Genomic DNA, 15,514 nt, shown 5'->3' on the forward strand with positions numbered 1-15,514 from the left:
CCGTGGACGCCCAGGGCGAGATCCTGGAGCTCAAGGACACGATGAACACGATGGTCGACCAGCTCAGCTCGTTCGCCGACGAGGTCACCCGCGTCGGCCGCGAGGTGGGCACCGAGGGCAAGCTGGGCGGGCAGGCGCGTGTGCCCGGCGTCTCGGGGGTCTGGAAGGACCTCACCGACAACATCAACTCGATGGCGACCAACCTGACCTACCAGGTCCGCAACATCGGCGAGGTCACCACGGCGGTCGCCGGCGGCGACCTGACCCGCAAGATCGACGTCGACGCCCAGGGCGAGATGCTGGTCATGAAGACCACGATCAACACGATGGTCGACCAGCTCAGCTCGTTCGCCTCCGAGGTGACCCGAGTCGCCCGCGAGGTGGGCTCCGAGGGCCAGCTGGGCGGTCAGGCGCGCGTCGAGGGCGTCGAGGGCTCTTGGAAGCGGCTCACCGAGAACGTCAACGAGCTGGCCGGCAACCTGACCACGCAGGTGCGCGCCATCGCCGAGGTGACCAGCGCGGTCGCCCGGGGCGACCTGACCCGGTCGATCACCGTCGAGGCGCCGGGCGAGCTGGCGCAGCTGAAGGACAACATCAACACGATGGTGTCCAACCTGCGCGACACCACCAACGCCAACCAGCAGCAAGACTGGCTGAAGTCGAACCTGGCCCGGATCTCCCGCCTGATGCAGGGCCACCGCGACATGATCGAGGTCGCCCGCCTGATCATGAGCGAGCTGACGCCGCTCGTGTCGGCCAGCTACGGCGCCTGCTACCTGGTCGTCGACGGCGAGCTGACGCTGATCGCCGGTTACGGCATCCAGCCCGGCCGCAGCCCCCGGCAGCGCTTCGCCCTGGGCGAGGGCATCGTCGGGCAGGCCGCCCTGGAGGCCAAGCAGATCATCATCCACCAGGTGCCGCCCAACTCGTTCACCATCGACACGGCACTGACCTCGTCGCGGCCGGCCCAGATCGTGGTGGTGCCGATCCTGTTCGAGAGCCACGTGCTGGGCGTGCTCGAGATGGCCTCCTTCGCCAAGTTCTCCGACGTGCACCTCGACCTGCTGACCCAGCTGGTGGAGTCGATCGGGGTCACGATCAACACGATCATCGCCAACTCGCGTACCGAGGATCTGCTGAAGGAGAGCCAGCGGCTCGCGACCGAGCTCCAGGAGCGGTCCGACGAGCTCCAGCGGCAGCAGGAGGAGCTGCGGCGTTCCAACGCCGAACTGGAGGACAAGGCGGCGCTGCTGGCCAAGCAGAACCGCGCGATCGAGATCCAGAACTTCCAGATCGAGCAGGCCCGCCGCACGCTGGAGGAGCGCGCCGAGCAGCTGGCGGTCTCCAGCCGCTACAAGAGCGAGTTCCTGGCGAACATGTCCCACGAGCTGCGCACGCCGCTGAACAGCCTGCTCGTGCTGGCCAAGCTGCTGACCGAGAACTCCGAGGGCAACCTGACCGACCAGCAGGTCGAGTTCGCCAAGACCATCCACGGCGCGGGTTCGGCCCTGCTCCAGCTGATCAACGACATCCTCGACCTGTCGAAGGTCGAGGCCGGCCGGATGGACATCCACCCCGCCGAGTTGTCGCTGCCCAAGCTCTACGACTACGTCGACGCCGCCTTCGCCCCGCTGGCCCAGGACAAGGGCCTGTCGTTCGCGATCGACGTCGACGACGCGGTGCCGACCGAGATGCGCACCGACGAGCAGCGCCTCCAGCAGGTGCTGCGCAACCTGCTCTCCAACGCGGTCAAGTTCACCCCGCGCGGCGAGGTCAGGCTGCGGGTCCGCCCGGCGGGCGACGTCGCGTTCGTCGACGAGACCCTGCAGACCAGCGACAACATCCTGGCCTTCTCGGTCGTCGACACGGGCATCGGCATCGCGCCCGACAAGCTCGACGTGATCTTCGAGGCGTTCCGCCAGGCCGACGGCACCACCAGCCGCAAGTACGGCGGCACCGGCCTCGGCCTGTCGATCTGCCGCGACATCGCCCGCCTGCTCGGCGGCGAGATCCACGTCGACAGCGAACCGGGCCACGGCAGCGCCTTCACGCTCTACCTGCCCACCACCTACGCGGGCCCGCTGTCGGCCCGCGACGGCGGCGCGGCCACCTCGTTGGCGGGCGTCGACCGCCCCGAGCAGACGCTCCAGGTGACCACCGACGAGGTGCTCCCGGAGCTCCCGCTCCCGGCGGGCCTGCCCCCGGCACGGCCGGCCGAAGACGTGAACGGCCGCGACTGGGTCGGCGACGACCCGCTGACCGGCGCCAAGATCCTCATCGTCGACGACGACATCCGCAACGTCTTCGCGCTGACCAGCGTCCTGGAGCGCCACGGCACCACCGTGGTCTACGGCGAGAACGGCCGCGAGGGCATCGAACAGCTCGAACGCAACGAGGACGTCGCCCTGGTCTTGATGGACATCATGATGCCCGAAATGGACGGCTGGGCCACGACGTCCGCGATCCGCCGGATGCCCCAGTTCGCCGACCTCCCGATCATCGCCCTGACCGCTAAGGTCATGCGGGGCGACCGCGAGAAGAGCATCGCGTCGGGCGCCTCCGACTACGTGCCCAAGCCGGTCGACGTCGACCGTCTCCTCGAACGTCTGCGCGGCTGGCTCATGCGCGGGCGTGTATCGGGTAGTTCTGGTCGGGCAGACTCGGATGTGACGGATTCCACTGAAGGTGCGTGATCGATGCCAGACCGGGCGAAGATCCTCATGGTCGACGACCGCGAGGAGAACCTCATCGCACTCGAGGCCATCCTCAGCTCCCTCGACCTCACGCCGGTACGCGCCCGTTCCGGCGAAGAGGCCCTCAAAGCCCTGCTCAGCACCGAGTTCGCGTTGATCCTCCTCGACGTCCGCATGCCCGGCATGGACGGCTTCGAGACCGCCGCCCACATCAAGCGCCGCGAACGCACCAGGAACATCCCGATCATCTTCCTGACGGTCGTCGACAGCGCCCCCGACTACGCCTTCCGCGGCTACCAGGCGGGCGCGGTCGACTACCTGACCAAACCCTTCGACCCGTGGGTGCTCCGGGCCAAGGTGGCGGTGTTCGTCGAGCTCTACAACATGAACCGCCGCCTGACCGAACAGGCGACCCTGCTGCGCGAACGCCTCGCCACCGAGTTGCCCGGCAACGGCGACCAGCCCGCCGTCCTGCCGGAACTCTCCCGCCGCCTCACGGCGGTCGAGGAGGAACTCGGCCGGGTACGCGACCTCGCGCGCAAGAACGGCGACTCGCCCCTCAGCGGCCCCTTGTCGGACCTGGGGCAGCGCATCGCCAACCTGAGAGCGGGCTTCGACGCCCTGAGCTAGCGGCGGGCGCGTTCGAGCGCGTCCCAGAAGCCTCTTCTGAGGGCGTGGCGCACTTCGTCGTGGAGCAGGAAGTCGATCGGGAGCGACGACCCCTGGAGGAGTCTGGCCTCCAGGTCGGAGGGCATACGGGGCTTGCGGGCCAGGACCGCTTCCAGCCACAACGCGGGCGCGTCGCGTGCTATCGAGTCGCCGAAGTCGTGGCCTTCCTTGTGGGCCGCCTTGACCGCGTCGGCCAGGGTGGTCGTCGCGCCGCCGTGGGCGGCGACCGGGGCGGCCTGGGGGCCCGTGTAGGGGCCGAGCTGGGCGGCGGGGAAGCCGCCCGTGCTGGTCTCGCGGTAGCCGCTGTCTCTGCTGCCGTGGGAGCCCTGGTACTGCGGCTGCGGCTGCGGAGGCGCCGCGGGGGGCGGCGGGGCGGGCTGCGGCGGCGGCTCGGGGGCCGGGTTGTAGGTGTAGGTCGGCGTGGGCTGCCTCGGCGGCGGGGCCGCGTGGGAGCCCTTCGACTGCGGCTGGGCCACCGGGGGCGGCGGAGCGGGCGCGGGAACCGGGGCGGGGGGCGGCAGGGCCGCCTGGGCGCCGTTGAGGGCCGGAAGGGCGCCGGTGGTGCGGGCGCCGTTCTGGGCGGCTTCGGCGCCGGTCGACAGGGTCACGAAGGGGCGCAGGTGGCCGCCGCTCATCTCGACCAGGTCGTCGCACTCCTGGCGGAGCGTGCGCGAGACGGCCCAGCTGCCGTCGGAGGCGATGGAGATCACGGTGACCCGGACGCCGAGGTCCTGCGCGTCGCTGACCACCTGGGCCAGGTCTTCGTCGCCGCTGACCACGACCGCGTCGCAGACGGCGTTGTTGCGGGCCAGGGTCATCAGGTCGCGGTGGACCTGGGCGTCGACGCCCTCGCGGCGGCCCGGCCGGATGCGGGCCAGCCGGAGCTTGAGGCCGGGGATGTCGGCCAGCACGTCGTGTTCGGGGGTGCGCCGGCCCTCGACCGTGGCCTCGTACCAGTAGCAGCGCAGCAGCGGCAGGCCGGTGCGCTCGCGGGCGAGGTTGGTCAGCAGTTGGAGCAGGCCGGGGTAGTCCCAGATGACGGCCTCACGGTGGCGGGTCCCGTGAACGGCCATCGCCCCATCGGCCAGCAGATAACCGGCGTCGACGAAGAGCGCGCAGCGATCCACGCGACACCGCCTTCCTTAACGTGGCCATCTCAGGGTAATCGGGTGGCTGATGGCGCGAGGATGAATCCCGCCGATTCTCTCCTCCGCGACCGTACCAGTTTGTCCCGTTATTGCCTCCTGTCACGTGCGCAGGTAGGCATCTCGCAGACCCCTTCTGGCCCGGTAGGCGAGCGCCGCCACGCCGTTGGCCGTCAGCCCCATGAGCGGGGCGATCTCGGCCGCCTGATGGTCTTCGACGGCGGTGTGCCACAGGACCATCCGCCACCTTTCGGGCAGCGACCGGAAGGCGCGGGCGACGTCGGCCCGCTCGCAGCGCGCCAGCGCCGGATCGACGAAGGGCTCGCCGGGGGCGTACCGCTCGATCTCGTGGGTCGGGACGTCGCGGCGGTCGGCGCGGTCGTAGACGGCGCGGCGCACGGCGGCGAGGAGATAGGGGCGGAACTCCCCCCTCGGGCCGCCGCCCCGGCGGATCAGGTCGAGGATGCGGGTGAAGGTCTCGGCGACGATGTCGTCGGCGTCGTCGATCGCCCCGTGGCGGAGCAGGTGGCGCGCGACGGCGCGGGCGGCGAGGCGGTGGCGTTCGTAGAGGGCGCCGTAGGCGGCGGAGTCGCCGGCCCGGAGGGCGTCGAGCAATTGCGCGTCGCTTTGCCCGATTTGCACACTCAATGTTACCTCTCGATTACCTGGGGTTGACCGCCTGATGATTCCGCGTCCAGGGCGTCTCCTAACACGACTGAGCGGAGTCAGAAAAACTGACTGGGTCCATAGGGCAGGTTCCCTACGCGAGCCACGGCCGGCCTTCGGCCGTCCGTACCTCGCACTGAAGCTCAATACGCTGGGCCCATGACTGACCGAGAGCTTCTGCTGGACGAGATCAAGAACAAGGCCGTCGTGCACGGCCGGGTGACCCTTTCCTCGGGCAAGGAGGCCGACTACTACGTCGACCTGCGCCGCGTCACCCTCGACGGCACGGCGGCGCCGCTGGTGGGCCGGGTGATGCTCGACCTGACCCGGGATCTCGGCTTCGACGCGGTCGGCGGGCTGACCCTGGGCGCCGACCCGGTGGCCACCGCGATGGTGCACGCCGCCGCCGCGCGGGGCGAGCGCCTCGACGCCTTCGTGGTGCGCAAGGAGGGCAAGGCCCACGGCCTCCAGCGCCGCATCGAGGGCCCCGAGGTGGCCGGACGCCGGGTGCTGGCCGTGGAGGACACCACCACGACCGGAGGGTCGGTGCTGACGGCCGTGGAGGCGTTGAACGAGGCGGGGGCGGTGGTCGTGGGCATCGCGACGATCGTGCACCGGGGCGGCGACGAGAACCTGGCGGCGGCCGGGGTGCCCTACCGGTCGGCGTTCAGCTTGGCTGACCTTGGCCTCGGGTGACGGTGAAGGAGGCGGGCTCCCCGGGCTGGACCGGGGGGCGCGGCTTCCCGTTCTCCCAGATCTTCACGAGTGAGGCGTCGTCGAGGACGACGTCGAGCTTGCCGTCGAAGTAGGCGACCTGCTCCCCCTTGGAGAGCTGCCCGTTGATCAGCACGTCGCCGCCGGGGATGCGGACGAAGACCGGGCAGTTGTCGGCCTGGCAGGCGATCTGGAGGGTCGCCGGGGCGGTCCGGGCGGCCTGGGCCGAGGCGGCCGGGGGAACCGGGGTGTCGGGGGCCTCGATGGGGTCGGTGGCGGTGAGCAGCCCTACGACACCCACCACGATCAACGACAGCAGTGCGCCTACCGCGAGCACGATGAGCACGATCCGGGCGATCCCCAACGGATCGGACCTATGTCGTCCCACTCTTCTGACGGTAACCGGTTGGAAAGACCGAGCTGTCCCAAAAAGTAAGATTATTACGATCCGCTATCGGCGGAAGGTCAGGCCGTCTCGCGGTGGTGCTTGCCCTTGGGCTCGGTCGCCGGAGCCGTGGCGGCGGCCTTCCGGTTCTTCATGACCTCGCGGATGATCGGGATCACCGACAGCAGGATGATCACCGCGGCGCCGGGCAGGATGTAGCGGTCGACGTTGGGGACCAGCTTGCCGACGTAGTAGCCGAACAGCAGCAGGCCGTCGGTCCACAGGATGCCGCCGACGATGTTCCAGACGAGGAACCGGCGCGGCTTCATGCCCAGCATGCCGGCGACCGGGTTCAGGAAGGTCCGGACGATCGGGATGAACCGGGCCAGCACGACGGCCTTCTCGGGGCCGAACTTCTCGAAGTAGTACTGCGCCTTCTCGACGTACTCCTGCTTGAACAGGCGCGAGTCGGGCCGGGCGAACAGGCGGGGGCCCGCCTTCGCGCCGATGTAGTGGCCCAGTTGCGCGCCCGCGATGGCGCAGACCGGCGCGCCGACGAGCAGGACCGGCAGGGGGAACGGCGTGTCGAGCCCGACCGCCGAGGCCACCTCGGCCGACGCGCCCATGCCCGCCACGACCAGCAGCGAGTCGCCGGGCAGGAAGAACCCGATCAGGAGGCCGGTCTCGGCGAAGATGATGGTGAGAATGCCGATGAGCCCGAAGGTGACGATCCACCATTCGGCGCTGAGAAGATTCGTGAGGTCCATCGCGAGAAGAGCGTACCCCGGCATGATGAAGACCGGCGGCAACCCGGGGCGCTTCACACATCCGGGCACGCTTCGGAATACTGGTCTACACCAATCCCCATCATTGGAGCTGACTTTCGATGCCTATCGCAACCCCAGAGGTCTACGCCGAGATGCTCGACCGGGCCAAGTCCGGCGGGTTCGCCTACCCGGCGATCAACGTGACGTCGTCGCAGACGCTGAACGCTGCGCTGCGCGGCTTCGCCGAGGCGGAGAGCGACGGCATCATCCAGGTCTCCACCGGCGGCGCCGAGTTCGCCTCGGGCACCACGGTCAAGGACATGGTCATCGGTGCCACCGCCCTTGCCGAGTACGCCCGCGTGGTCGCCGCGAAGTACGACGTGACCATCGCCCTGCACACCGACCACTGCCCCGCTGACAAGCTCGACGGGTTCATGCGCCCGCTGATCGAGATCTCGCGCGAGCGGGTCGCCCGCGGCCAGGAGCCGCTGTTCCAGTCGCACATGTGGGACGGCTCGGCCGTGCCGCTGGAGGAGAACCTCCAGATCGCCTCCGAGCTCCTCGACAAGTGCGCCGAGGCGCGCGTCGTCATGGAGATGGAGATCGGCGTCGTCGGCGGCGAGGAGGACGGCGTCTCCCACGAGATCAACGACAAGCTCTACACGACGCCCGAAGACGCCATCGCCACCGCCGAGGCGGTCGGCCTCGGCGAGCGCGGCCGCTACATGCTCGCCGCCACCTTCGGCAACGTCCACGGCGTCTACAAGCCCGGCGCGGTCAAGCTGCGCCCGTCGGTGCTGAAGGACATCCAGGACGCCGTCGGCAACAAGTACGGCAAGGACAAGCCGTTCGACCTCGTCTTCCACGGCGGCTCTGGCTCGCTGCTCGAGGAGATCCACGAGGCGATCTCGTACGGCGTCATCAAGATGAACATCGACACCGACACCCAGTACGCCTTCACCCGCCCGGTCGCCGACCACTTCTTCAAGAACTACGACGGCGTGCTGAAGGTCGACGGCGAGGTCGGCAACAAGAAGGCCTACGACCCGCGCGCCTACGGCAAGCTGGCCGAGGCCGGCATGGCCAAGCGCATCGTCGAGGCCTGCCAGCACCTCAAGTCGGCCGGCACCAAGCTGAGCTAGGTGTCCCGCGCGAAGGGCCCGGATCGACGAAGATTCGGGCCTTTGGCATAGGCAGGAGTAAATGATTACGGTTTGCCGCTACTGGTAAGACAGTGTTCAAAGACCGATCACGAGAACGGGAGCCGCTGTGGAAACGCACGAGAACCTGCTGGCCGGCCCACCCCCCACGCAGCTTCCCGACAACGCCGAGGCGCGCAAGATGATGGAGAGCGGGATCAAGGCGGCCGACGTCGCCGCCCGGTTCCCCACCTACTCCGCCGCCTGGGCCACCCTGGCCGACGACTACTTCGCGGCGGGTCACGCCATCACGTCGTACGCCTTCGCCCGCACCGGCTACCACCGGGGGCTCGACCAGCTGCGCCGGGCCGGGTGGAAGGGCCATGGGCCGATCCCCTGGGACCACGAGCCCAACCGGGGGTTCCTGCGCTGCCTCAACGCGCTGGCCCGCGCGGCCAACGCGATCGGTGAGAAGGACGAGGCCGAGAGGTGCGCGCAGTTCCTGCGTGACTCCTCCCAGGAAGCGGCCGACGCGCTGTCGAACTGACCGGAGATCCCCTTTTTCCGGCAGCTCAGGTAGTCTCGGTTTGCAAGAGCCCCTGTCGCTTGCGTCAGGGGCTTTGGTTTTTGTTCCGGGAGATTGACCATGCCGGCTGTCGTTCTCGTGGGCGCCCAGTGGGGCGATGAGGGCAAAGGGAAGGCCACCGACATCCTCGGTGGCGTCGTCGACTACGTCGTCCGTTACCAGGGCGGCAACAACGCGGGTCACACCGTCGTCATCGGCGACCAGAAATACGCCTTGCATCTGCTGCCCACGGGAGTGCTGTCACCCAACGTCACACCCGTGATCGGCAACGGCGTCGTGATCGACCCGGGCGTGCTGCTCGGGGAGATCGACGGGCTGGCCGCGCGGGGCATCGACTGCTCACGGCTGCTGATCTCGTCGAACGCGCATTTGATCATGCCCCACCACAAGGCCCTCGACAAGGTCACCGAGCGCTACCTCGGCAAGGCCAAGATCGGGACCACGGGGCGCGGCATCGGGCCGGCGTACGGCGACAAGATCTACCGGATGGGCATCCGGGTGCAGGACCTGCTCGACCCGGGCATCCTGCAGAAGAAGATCGAGGCCGCGCTCAACGAGAAGAACCAGATCCTCACCAAGATCTACAACCGCCGGGGGCTCGACCCGGCGAAGGTCCTGGAGGAGTACCTCGGCTACGCCGAGCGGCTGCGCCCCCACATCGCCGACACCGCGCTCATCCTGAGCAAGGCGCTCGACGACGACAAGTTCGTGCTGCTCGAAGGCGGCCAGGGCACCCTGCTCGACATCGACCACGGCACCTACCCGTTCGTGACCTCGTCGTCGCCGACGAGCGGCGGCGCGTGCGCCGGTTCCGGCATCCCGCCGACCCGCCTCAACCGGGTGATCGGCATCGTGAAGGCGTACACGACCCGAGTGGGTTCGGGCCCCTTCCCGACCGAGCTGCTCGACGAGACCGGCGAGTGGCTGCGCAAGACCGGCCACGAATACGGCACCACCACCGGCCGCAACCGCCGTTGCGGCTGGTACGACGCCGTGATCGCCCGCTACGCCGCGCGCGTCAACGGCGTGACCGACTTCTTCCTCACCAAGCTCGACGTGCTGTCGGGCCTGGAGAAGATCCCGGTCTGCGTCGCCTACGACGTCAACGGCGTGCGCCACGACGAGATCCCGATGACGCAGACCGACTTCCACCACGCGAAGCCGATCTACGAGGAGTTCCCCGGCTGGGAAGAGGACATCACCTCGGCCAAGACCCTCGACGACCTGCCGCCCAACGCGCAGGCCTACGTCAAGGCGCTGGAAGACATCTCCGGCGCGCCGATCTCCGCGATCGGAGTCGGCCCCGGCCGCACCCAGACGCTGCAGATCAGGTCCCTGGTCTGAGTCGAGGCACGCCGATCGGAGCCCCAATACAGGGGACCGGCCGGCGTGCCTTGTACAGTTCGCGGTTGTGCACCGACCTGTTGAGTTGCACGGGCACCGGGGCGCCCGCGGCCTGCGGCCCGAGAACACCCTGCCCGGTCTCGCCTACGCGCTGGAGATCGGCGTCGACGCCATCGAGTTCGACGTCGTGCTGACCGCCGACCACCAGTTGGTCCTGAGTCACGATCTGACCGTCTCCGCGGTGACGAGCCGCGACACCGGCGCCGAGCAACTGGTCGGCCGGCCGATCAACCAGCTCACCCTGGCGCAGCTGCGCACCCTCGACGTGGGCGTGCGCCGGCCCGTGCGCGAGAACGACCCGTTCATGCTCACGCAGGTCGGCCGGCCCGACACCCGCATGCCCACGCTGAGCGCGGTGCTCGGGCTCGTCAGCGCCTACGGCGCCGACCACGTGCGGCTGAACGTCGAGCTCAAGTCAGACCCCACGCGGCCCGAGTTGTCGGCCGACCCGAAGGTCTTCACGAACCTGGTCTTGGACGAACTGGCGCGGCACCGCCGGATCGACAACTCGGCCATCCTGAGCTTCGACTGGCGGATCCTGGCGGCGGCGCGCGACGCCGTGCCGCACCGATACGCGCTGGTCGAGGCGGCGACCATCGACCCGGTGTGGATGGCGGGCTTCGACATCCGCGACTTCGAGGTCGACATCGCGGGGGCGGCCGAGGCGGTCGGGGCGACCGTGTTGTCGCCCGACCGGGTGCTGGTCGACAAGCAGCTGATGACGGGCGCGGCCCGGCGCGGCCTGCCCGTGGTGGTCTGGACGGTCAACGACCCGGTCGAGGCGGCCGCACTGCTCGACCTGGGCGTGGCCGCGATCGTCACCGACTACCCCGACCGCATGCGGGAGTTGTGGGCCGCCCGAGGCATCCCGCTCCCGCGTTCGGTGAAGGCGGTCGCGGCCGTCTAGAGCCAGCCGTTGCGCCGGAACGCCCGGTGCAGCAGGGCGCAGGCGACGACCATGACGCCGACGACCACCGGATAGCCCCAGACGGCGTCGAGCGCGGGCATGTGCTCGAAGTTCATGCCGTAGATGCCCGCGATCATGGTCGGCACGGCCAGGATCGCCACCCACGAGGAGATCTTGCGCATGTCCTCGTTGGCCAGGGCGTTGGTGCGGGCGAGCGCGGCCTGCAGGATCGAGTCGGAGAGCTCGTTGCTCGACTGCACCTGCTCGCACACGCGCGACAGGTGGTCGGAGACGTCGCGGAAGTACTCCCGCATGTCCGACGGGATGATGCGGCGCTGCGGCAGCTGGGAGAACGGGGTGTGCAGCGGCGCGACAGCCCGCTTGAGCTCCAGCATCTCCCGCTTGAGGTGGTAGATCCGGTTGATGTCGCGCGAGCTGACCTCGGCGAACACGGCGGCCTCGACCTCTTCGAGCTCGGCCTGCATCTGGTCGGCGACGTAGAGGTACTTGTCGACGACGTGGTCGGCGATGGCGTGCAGCACGCCGGTCGGGCCCCGGTTGAGCAGCTTGGGCTTGTCTTCGAGCTTCTCGCGCACGTCGCTGAGCGGGCTGTGGGCGCCGTGGCGCACCGTGACGACGAAGTCGGGACCGACGAACACCATGATCTCGCCGGTGGCGATGATCTCGGCCGACTCGGTCAGCACCTCGTGGTCGAGGAAGGCGACCGTCTTCAGCACCACGAACAGGGAGTCGCCGTAACGTTCCACCTTGGGCCGCTGGTGGGCCTTGACCGCGTCCTCGACGGCGAGGGGGTGCAGCCCGAACGTCTCGGCCAGCCACTCGACCTCGGGCGCCTCCGGCTCGAAAAGGCCGACCCAGACGTAGGCGTCGGGCTTGGCGGAGTCTTCGTTGTGCTGCCGGACCAGCTGGACGGCCTGCGCGATCCCGTCGGCCGCGACCTTCCGGCCGCCGATGTAGGCGCCGAAGGTGATGAGCGAGTCGCTCGACGGAACGCAGGGGAACTTCTTGTGCTCGCGCACCGGGGAGACCACGGTGGCGGCACGGGTGTAACGACGGGGGAAAAGCGTGGCGGAGCGCATGTCGGTCCCTTCGAAGGCCGAGCTCACATGCTCCACGCGAACAGCGGAGTCACCCCTTACACGGGCGCGGGCATGCGGGCGGCGTGCATCTGGAAATGGAGAGGGATGTCGCGCACGTCAGACGTGCGCGTGCACGTACTGACGGGATCGCCAGAAGACACCCGTACCACCTCCAATCGCCACTTGACACCGCAAAGCCAACCCAAAATATCACAGGGTCCCAGGATAACCGTGGTTGCCGGGCCTGAGAGAATGCCTGGGTGCGAGTTCTGGTGATCGGTTCAGGAGGCCGTGAGCACGCGATCTGCCGTGCTCTCCGACCCGCCGAGGTGCACTGCGCGCCCGGCAACGCGGGCATCGCCGAGGTGGCGCGGCTCCACGACGTGTCGCCGCTCGACGGCTCGGCCGTCGCGGCGCTGGCGCTCGACCTCGCGGTCGACCTGGTGGTCATCGGCCCCGAGGCGCCGCTGGTCGCGGGGGTGGCCGACGCCGTGCGCGCGGTCGGGGTGCCGTGCTTCGGCCCGTCGCGCGAGCCCGCCGCGATCGAGGGTTCCAAGAGCTTCGCCAAGTCGGTGATGGAGGCGGCCGGCGTCCCGACCGCCCGCGCCTTCTCCTGTACGACCCCCGAAGAGGCCCTCGACGCCCTCGACACCTTCGGCCCGCCCTACGTCGTCAAGGACGACGGCCTGGCCGCCGGCAAGGGCGTCGTCGTGACGACCGACCGCTCCGCCGCGCTGGCCCACGCCGCGGCGTGCGAGCGCGTGGTGATCGAGGAGTACCTCGACGGCCCCGAGGTGTCGCTGTTCGCCCTCTGCGACGGCAAGACCGCCGTGGCCCTGCAGCCCGCGCAGGACTTCAAGCGCGCCCACGACGGCGACGAGGGCCCCAACACCGGCGGCATGGGCGCCTACACCCCGCTGACCTGGGCCCCCGAGGGCCTGGTCGAGGAGCTCATGACGACCGTGGTCACCCCGACCGTCAACGAGCTGGCCCGCCGGGGCATGCCCTACACCGGCGTCCTCTACGCCGGTCTGGCCCTGACGGGCAAGGGCCCCAAGGTCATCGAGTTCAACGCGCGCTTCGGCGACCCCGAGACCCAGGTCGTGCTCGACCGCCTGGAGACCCCCCTCGCCGACCTGCTGCTGGCCTGCGCGACCGGCGAGCTCGCCGCGCAGCCCGAGGTGGCCTTCCGCGCGGGCGCGGCCGTCACCGTGGTGATCGCGGCCGAGAACTACCCCGGCGCCCCGGTCAAGGGCGACGCCATCGAGGGCCTGTCGGAAGAGGTCGCGGGCGCCTACGTCCTCCACGCCGGGACCGCCATTGAGGACGGGCAGGTCGTCTCGAACGGCGGGCGGGTGCTCAGCGTGGTCGGCACGGGCGAGACGGTGGCCGAAGCGCGGGAGCGGGCGTACGAACTCGTGGGGCGCATCCAGATGCGCGGTTCCTTCCATCGGAGTGACATCGCCGCGGGGCGTTAGTCACACGAGTCACTGTTTTCCCTGTTCCGGGCACGGTCTCCTGACAAAATGGGACAAGTGCAGGGGTGGTATTCCGGTAAGGCGCGCCGTGGCCATGTGGTCGCGGCGTGCCTCATTTCGGGCGTGGAGGGCGTACACAAGACCGGAAATCTCGTTCTACCAACTGGGCGAACGCGCCTCCACCAGCGCGAACGCCGGTTTTAGGGCGGATTTCTCAGCGTTTCGGTCGCTTATGGTCGATTGACCGATCTCGGTAGGTTCGGTGTGGAACTTCGCATTCCAGGCCAGAACTCCGGGGGGCGTAAGTGGAGCCCTTTAACGGCCTTACGGGCCGCACTTCGCAGGGGTGGTTTCGCCGCGAATGACCCCGCCTAACGGCTACTGTGGGCCGATACCCGGCTACCGCACCTGCCGCACCATCCTCTCCACCCCCAACCGAGGAGACTCATTCATGGTTCGTTACCGCGTGCGCGGTGGCAATGCGCTGCGTGGAACCGCGTTCGTCCAAGGCGCGAAGAACGCCGTGCTGCCCATGATCGGGGCGGCCCTGCTGGCGGCAGAAGGCCGGACCGTCCTCCGTAACGTCCCGCTGATCGAGGACGTCCGGCGGGCGATCGAGCTCGCCGAGGCGGTCGGCGCCCGGGTCCAGTTCCACGAGGCGGAGCGCACGCTGGTCATCGACGCCTCGGGAGTGAACAGCCCCGTGCTGCCCGAGGAGATCGCGTCGCGCTTCCGCGGCGTGATCCTGTTCGTGCCGGCGTTGCTGCACCGGGTCGGCGAGGTCATCGTCGAAGGCGTCGGCGGGTGCAATCTCGGCGCCCGCAACCTCGACTTCCACTACAACGGCTACAAGCGGCTCGGCGCCCTGGTCGACGAGCAGGAGAGCACGATCCACATCAAGGCCGCCGGGCTGACCGGCGCCACGCTCTACCTCGACCGGCCCTCCCACACGGGCACCGAGAACCTCATCATGGCCGCCGCGCTGGCCCAGGGCACGACGGTCATCGAGAACGCCGCGCTGGAGCCCGAGGTCCTCGACGTCATCGAGATGCTGCGCAAGATGGGCGCCGACATCCGCGGCGAGGGCACCGGCTTCATCACCGTCGAGGGCGTACGCGAGCTCAAGGCCGTCGAGCACACCGTCATGGCCGACCGGCTCGACGCCGGGGCGTTCATGATGGCCGCCGCGATCACCGGCGGCGAGGTGACCCTGCTCGGCACCTCGCTCGAACACCTCGGCGTCGTGCGGTGGAAGCTGGAGCAGATGGGCGTGGAGTTCTTCCAGGAGGGCGCCGTCGTGCACGCGCGCCGCGACGGGCAGCTGCGGCCGATCAACGTGATCACCGACACCTACCCGGGCTTCGCGACCGACCTCCAGCCGCAGCTGATGGCGATGGCCGCGCTCGCCCACGGGCCGAGCTACATCCACGAGCGCATCTTCGACGGCCGGTTCGCGCTGGCCCAGGAGCTCAACAAGATGGGCGCGCGGGTCGAGGTGAACGGCAGCCGGGCGGTCGTCCACGGGCCCACTCCGCTGCACGGCGCGACCGTCGAGGCGCACGATCTGCGGTCGGGCATCGCGCTCGTGCTGGCGGGTCTGGCGGCCGAGGGCGAGACGGTGATCGAGTCGGGCTACCGCGTCGACCGGGGCCACGCCGACATCGCGCAGCGCCTCCGGGCCCTCGGCGCCGATGTGGAACGCGAGATTTCCCCTTTTGCCTAGTTCGGCGTCCATAATGGCATTGACCAGCCACAACATAATGGGAAAGGACCGTGCCGCCCTTCTCAGAACGGTATTCCGGAAAATCCGGGCGTGACATTACGGCCTCCGGGAGCGATCGTTCCAAAGAGAAGTCAATCG

At 69.2% G+C, this 15,514-nt stretch carries 14 protein-coding genes; 9 read left to right on the forward strand and 5 right to left on the reverse strand.

Annotation, left to right across the window (positions count from 1 at the left end; translation table 11 throughout):
• Positions 1–2,693 (forward strand): ATP-binding protein (locus AW271_RS30380; RefSeq protein WP_157554777.1); only part of this gene is annotated, 2,693 nt, incomplete at its 5' end.
• A 3-nt stretch (positions 2,694–2,696) separates the two neighbouring features.
• Complete coding sequence (locus AW271_RS30385) at positions 2,697–3,323, forward strand: response regulator (protein ID WP_062341043.1); 627 nt, start codon at positions 2,697–2,699, stop codon at positions 3,321–3,323.
• Here the strand turns inward: AW271_RS30385 and AW271_RS30390 are convergent.
• Together AW271_RS30390 and AW271_RS30395 are read right to left on the reverse strand one after the other, a co-directional pair.
• Positions 3,320–4,489: an NYN domain-containing protein gene (locus AW271_RS30390; RefSeq protein WP_062341044.1), complete on the reverse strand. Its 1,170-nt coding sequence runs from the start codon at positions 4,487–4,489 to the stop codon at positions 3,320–3,322. The genes AW271_RS30385 and AW271_RS30390 overlap by 4 nt on opposite strands.
• A gap of 120 nt (positions 4,490–4,609) precedes the next feature.
• Complete coding sequence (locus AW271_RS30395; protein WP_245653285.1) at positions 4,610–5,149, reverse strand: RNA polymerase sigma factor; 540 nt, start codon at positions 5,147–5,149, stop codon at positions 4,610–4,612.
• 183 nt (positions 5,150–5,332) lie between these two features.
• On the opposite strand from AW271_RS30395, the gene pyrE reads away from it, so the two are divergent.
• On the forward strand, positions 5,333–5,869 hold the full coding sequence (gene pyrE, locus AW271_RS30400; RefSeq protein WP_062341046.1) for an orotate phosphoribosyltransferase: 537 nt from the start codon (positions 5,333–5,335) through the stop codon (positions 5,867–5,869).
• Here pyrE and AW271_RS30405 read toward each other — a convergent pair.
• Complete coding sequence (locus tag AW271_RS30405) at positions 5,841–6,275, reverse strand: hypothetical protein (RefSeq protein ID WP_157554781.1); 435 nt, start codon at positions 6,273–6,275, stop codon at positions 5,841–5,843. The genes pyrE and AW271_RS30405 overlap by 29 nt on opposite strands.
• A 77-nt stretch (positions 6,276–6,352) precedes the next feature.
• On the reverse strand, positions 6,353–7,039 hold the full coding sequence (locus AW271_RS30410) for a DedA family protein (protein ID WP_062341207.1): 687 nt from the start codon (positions 7,037–7,039) through the stop codon (positions 6,353–6,355).
• 119 nt (positions 7,040–7,158) lie between these two features.
• Here AW271_RS30410 and fbaA point away from each other — a divergent pair, with 119 nt between their 5' ends.
• The 4 genes from fbaA to AW271_RS30430 all read left to right on the forward strand — a co-directional run bounded on the left by fbaA (position 7,159) and on the right by AW271_RS30430 (position 11,075).
• Positions 7,159–8,181 (forward strand): class II fructose-bisphosphate aldolase, encoded by a 1,023-nt coding sequence (gene fbaA, locus AW271_RS30415; protein WP_062341048.1) that lies wholly within the window; start codon positions 7,159–7,161, stop codon positions 8,179–8,181.
• Between the two features lie 127 nt (positions 8,182–8,308).
• Positions 8,309–8,725, forward strand: coding sequence for a DUF3151 domain-containing protein (locus AW271_RS30420; protein ID WP_062341049.1), 417 nt, complete (start codon positions 8,309–8,311; stop codon positions 8,723–8,725).
• 99 nt (positions 8,726–8,824) lie between these two features.
• The gene (locus tag AW271_RS30425) at positions 8,825–10,108 is read left to right on the forward strand and encodes an adenylosuccinate synthase (protein ID WP_062341050.1); all 1,284 of its coding nucleotides are present in this window, start codon (positions 8,825–8,827) and stop codon (positions 10,106–10,108) included.
• Positions 10,109–10,175: 67 nt separating this feature from the next.
• Positions 10,176–11,075, forward strand: coding sequence for a glycerophosphodiester phosphodiesterase family protein (locus tag AW271_RS30430; protein ID WP_062341051.1), 900 nt, complete (start codon positions 10,176–10,178; stop codon positions 11,073–11,075).
• Here AW271_RS30430 and corA read toward each other — a convergent pair.
• Positions 11,072–12,175 carry a magnesium/cobalt transporter CorA gene (gene corA / locus AW271_RS30435; protein WP_062341208.1) on the reverse strand — a complete coding sequence of 368 codons (1,104 nt, stop codon included), beginning with the start codon at positions 12,173–12,175 and terminating at the stop codon, positions 11,072–11,074. The genes AW271_RS30430 and corA overlap by 4 nt on opposite strands.
• Before the next feature lie 260 nt (positions 12,176–12,435).
• Between corA and purD the strand changes: the two genes are divergently transcribed.
• Both purD and murA read left to right on the forward strand, forming a co-directional pair.
• Complete coding sequence (purD, locus tag AW271_RS30440) at positions 12,436–13,653, forward strand: phosphoribosylamine--glycine ligase (RefSeq protein WP_062341052.1); 1,218 nt, start codon at positions 12,436–12,438, stop codon at positions 13,651–13,653.
• 451 nt (positions 13,654–14,104) lie between these two features.
• Complete coding sequence (gene murA / locus AW271_RS30445) at positions 14,105–15,376, forward strand: UDP-N-acetylglucosamine 1-carboxyvinyltransferase (RefSeq protein WP_062341053.1); 1,272 nt, start codon at positions 14,105–14,107, stop codon at positions 15,374–15,376.
• The last annotated feature ends 138 nt before the right edge of the window (positions 15,377–15,514 follow it).

It is taken from the genome of Herbidospora sakaeratensis (assembly GCF_001570525.1).
GTDB lineage: Bacteria > Actinomycetota > Actinomycetes > Streptosporangiales > Streptosporangiaceae > Herbidospora > Herbidospora sakaeratensis.

Excerpts from the sequence above, each read along its gene's own strand:
- fbaA (WP_062341048.1), top strand. The coding sequence starts at position 7,159 with ATGCCTATCGCAACCCCAGAGGTCTACGCCGAGATGCTCGACCGGGCC.
- AW271_RS30385 (WP_062341043.1), top strand. The coding sequence starts at position 2,697 with ATGCCAGACCGGGCGAAGATCCTCATGGTCGACGACCGCGAGGAGAAC.
- pyrE (WP_062341046.1), top strand. The coding sequence starts at position 5,333 with ATGACTGACCGAGAGCTTCTGCTGGACGAGATCAAGAACAAGGCCGTC.
- AW271_RS30425 (WP_062341050.1), top strand. The coding sequence starts at position 8,825 with ATGCCGGCTGTCGTTCTCGTGGGCGCCCAGTGGGGCGATGAGGGCAAA.
- AW271_RS30410 (WP_062341207.1), bottom strand. The coding sequence starts at position 7,039 with ATGGACCTCACGAATCTTCTCAGCGCCGAATGGTGGATCGTCACCTTC.
- murA (WP_062341053.1), top strand. The coding sequence starts at position 14,105 with ATGGTTCGTTACCGCGTGCGCGGTGGCAATGCGCTGCGTGGAACCGCG.
- corA (WP_062341208.1), bottom strand. The coding sequence starts at position 12,175 with ATGCGCTCCGCCACGCTTTTCCCCCGTCGTTACACCCGTGCCGCCACC.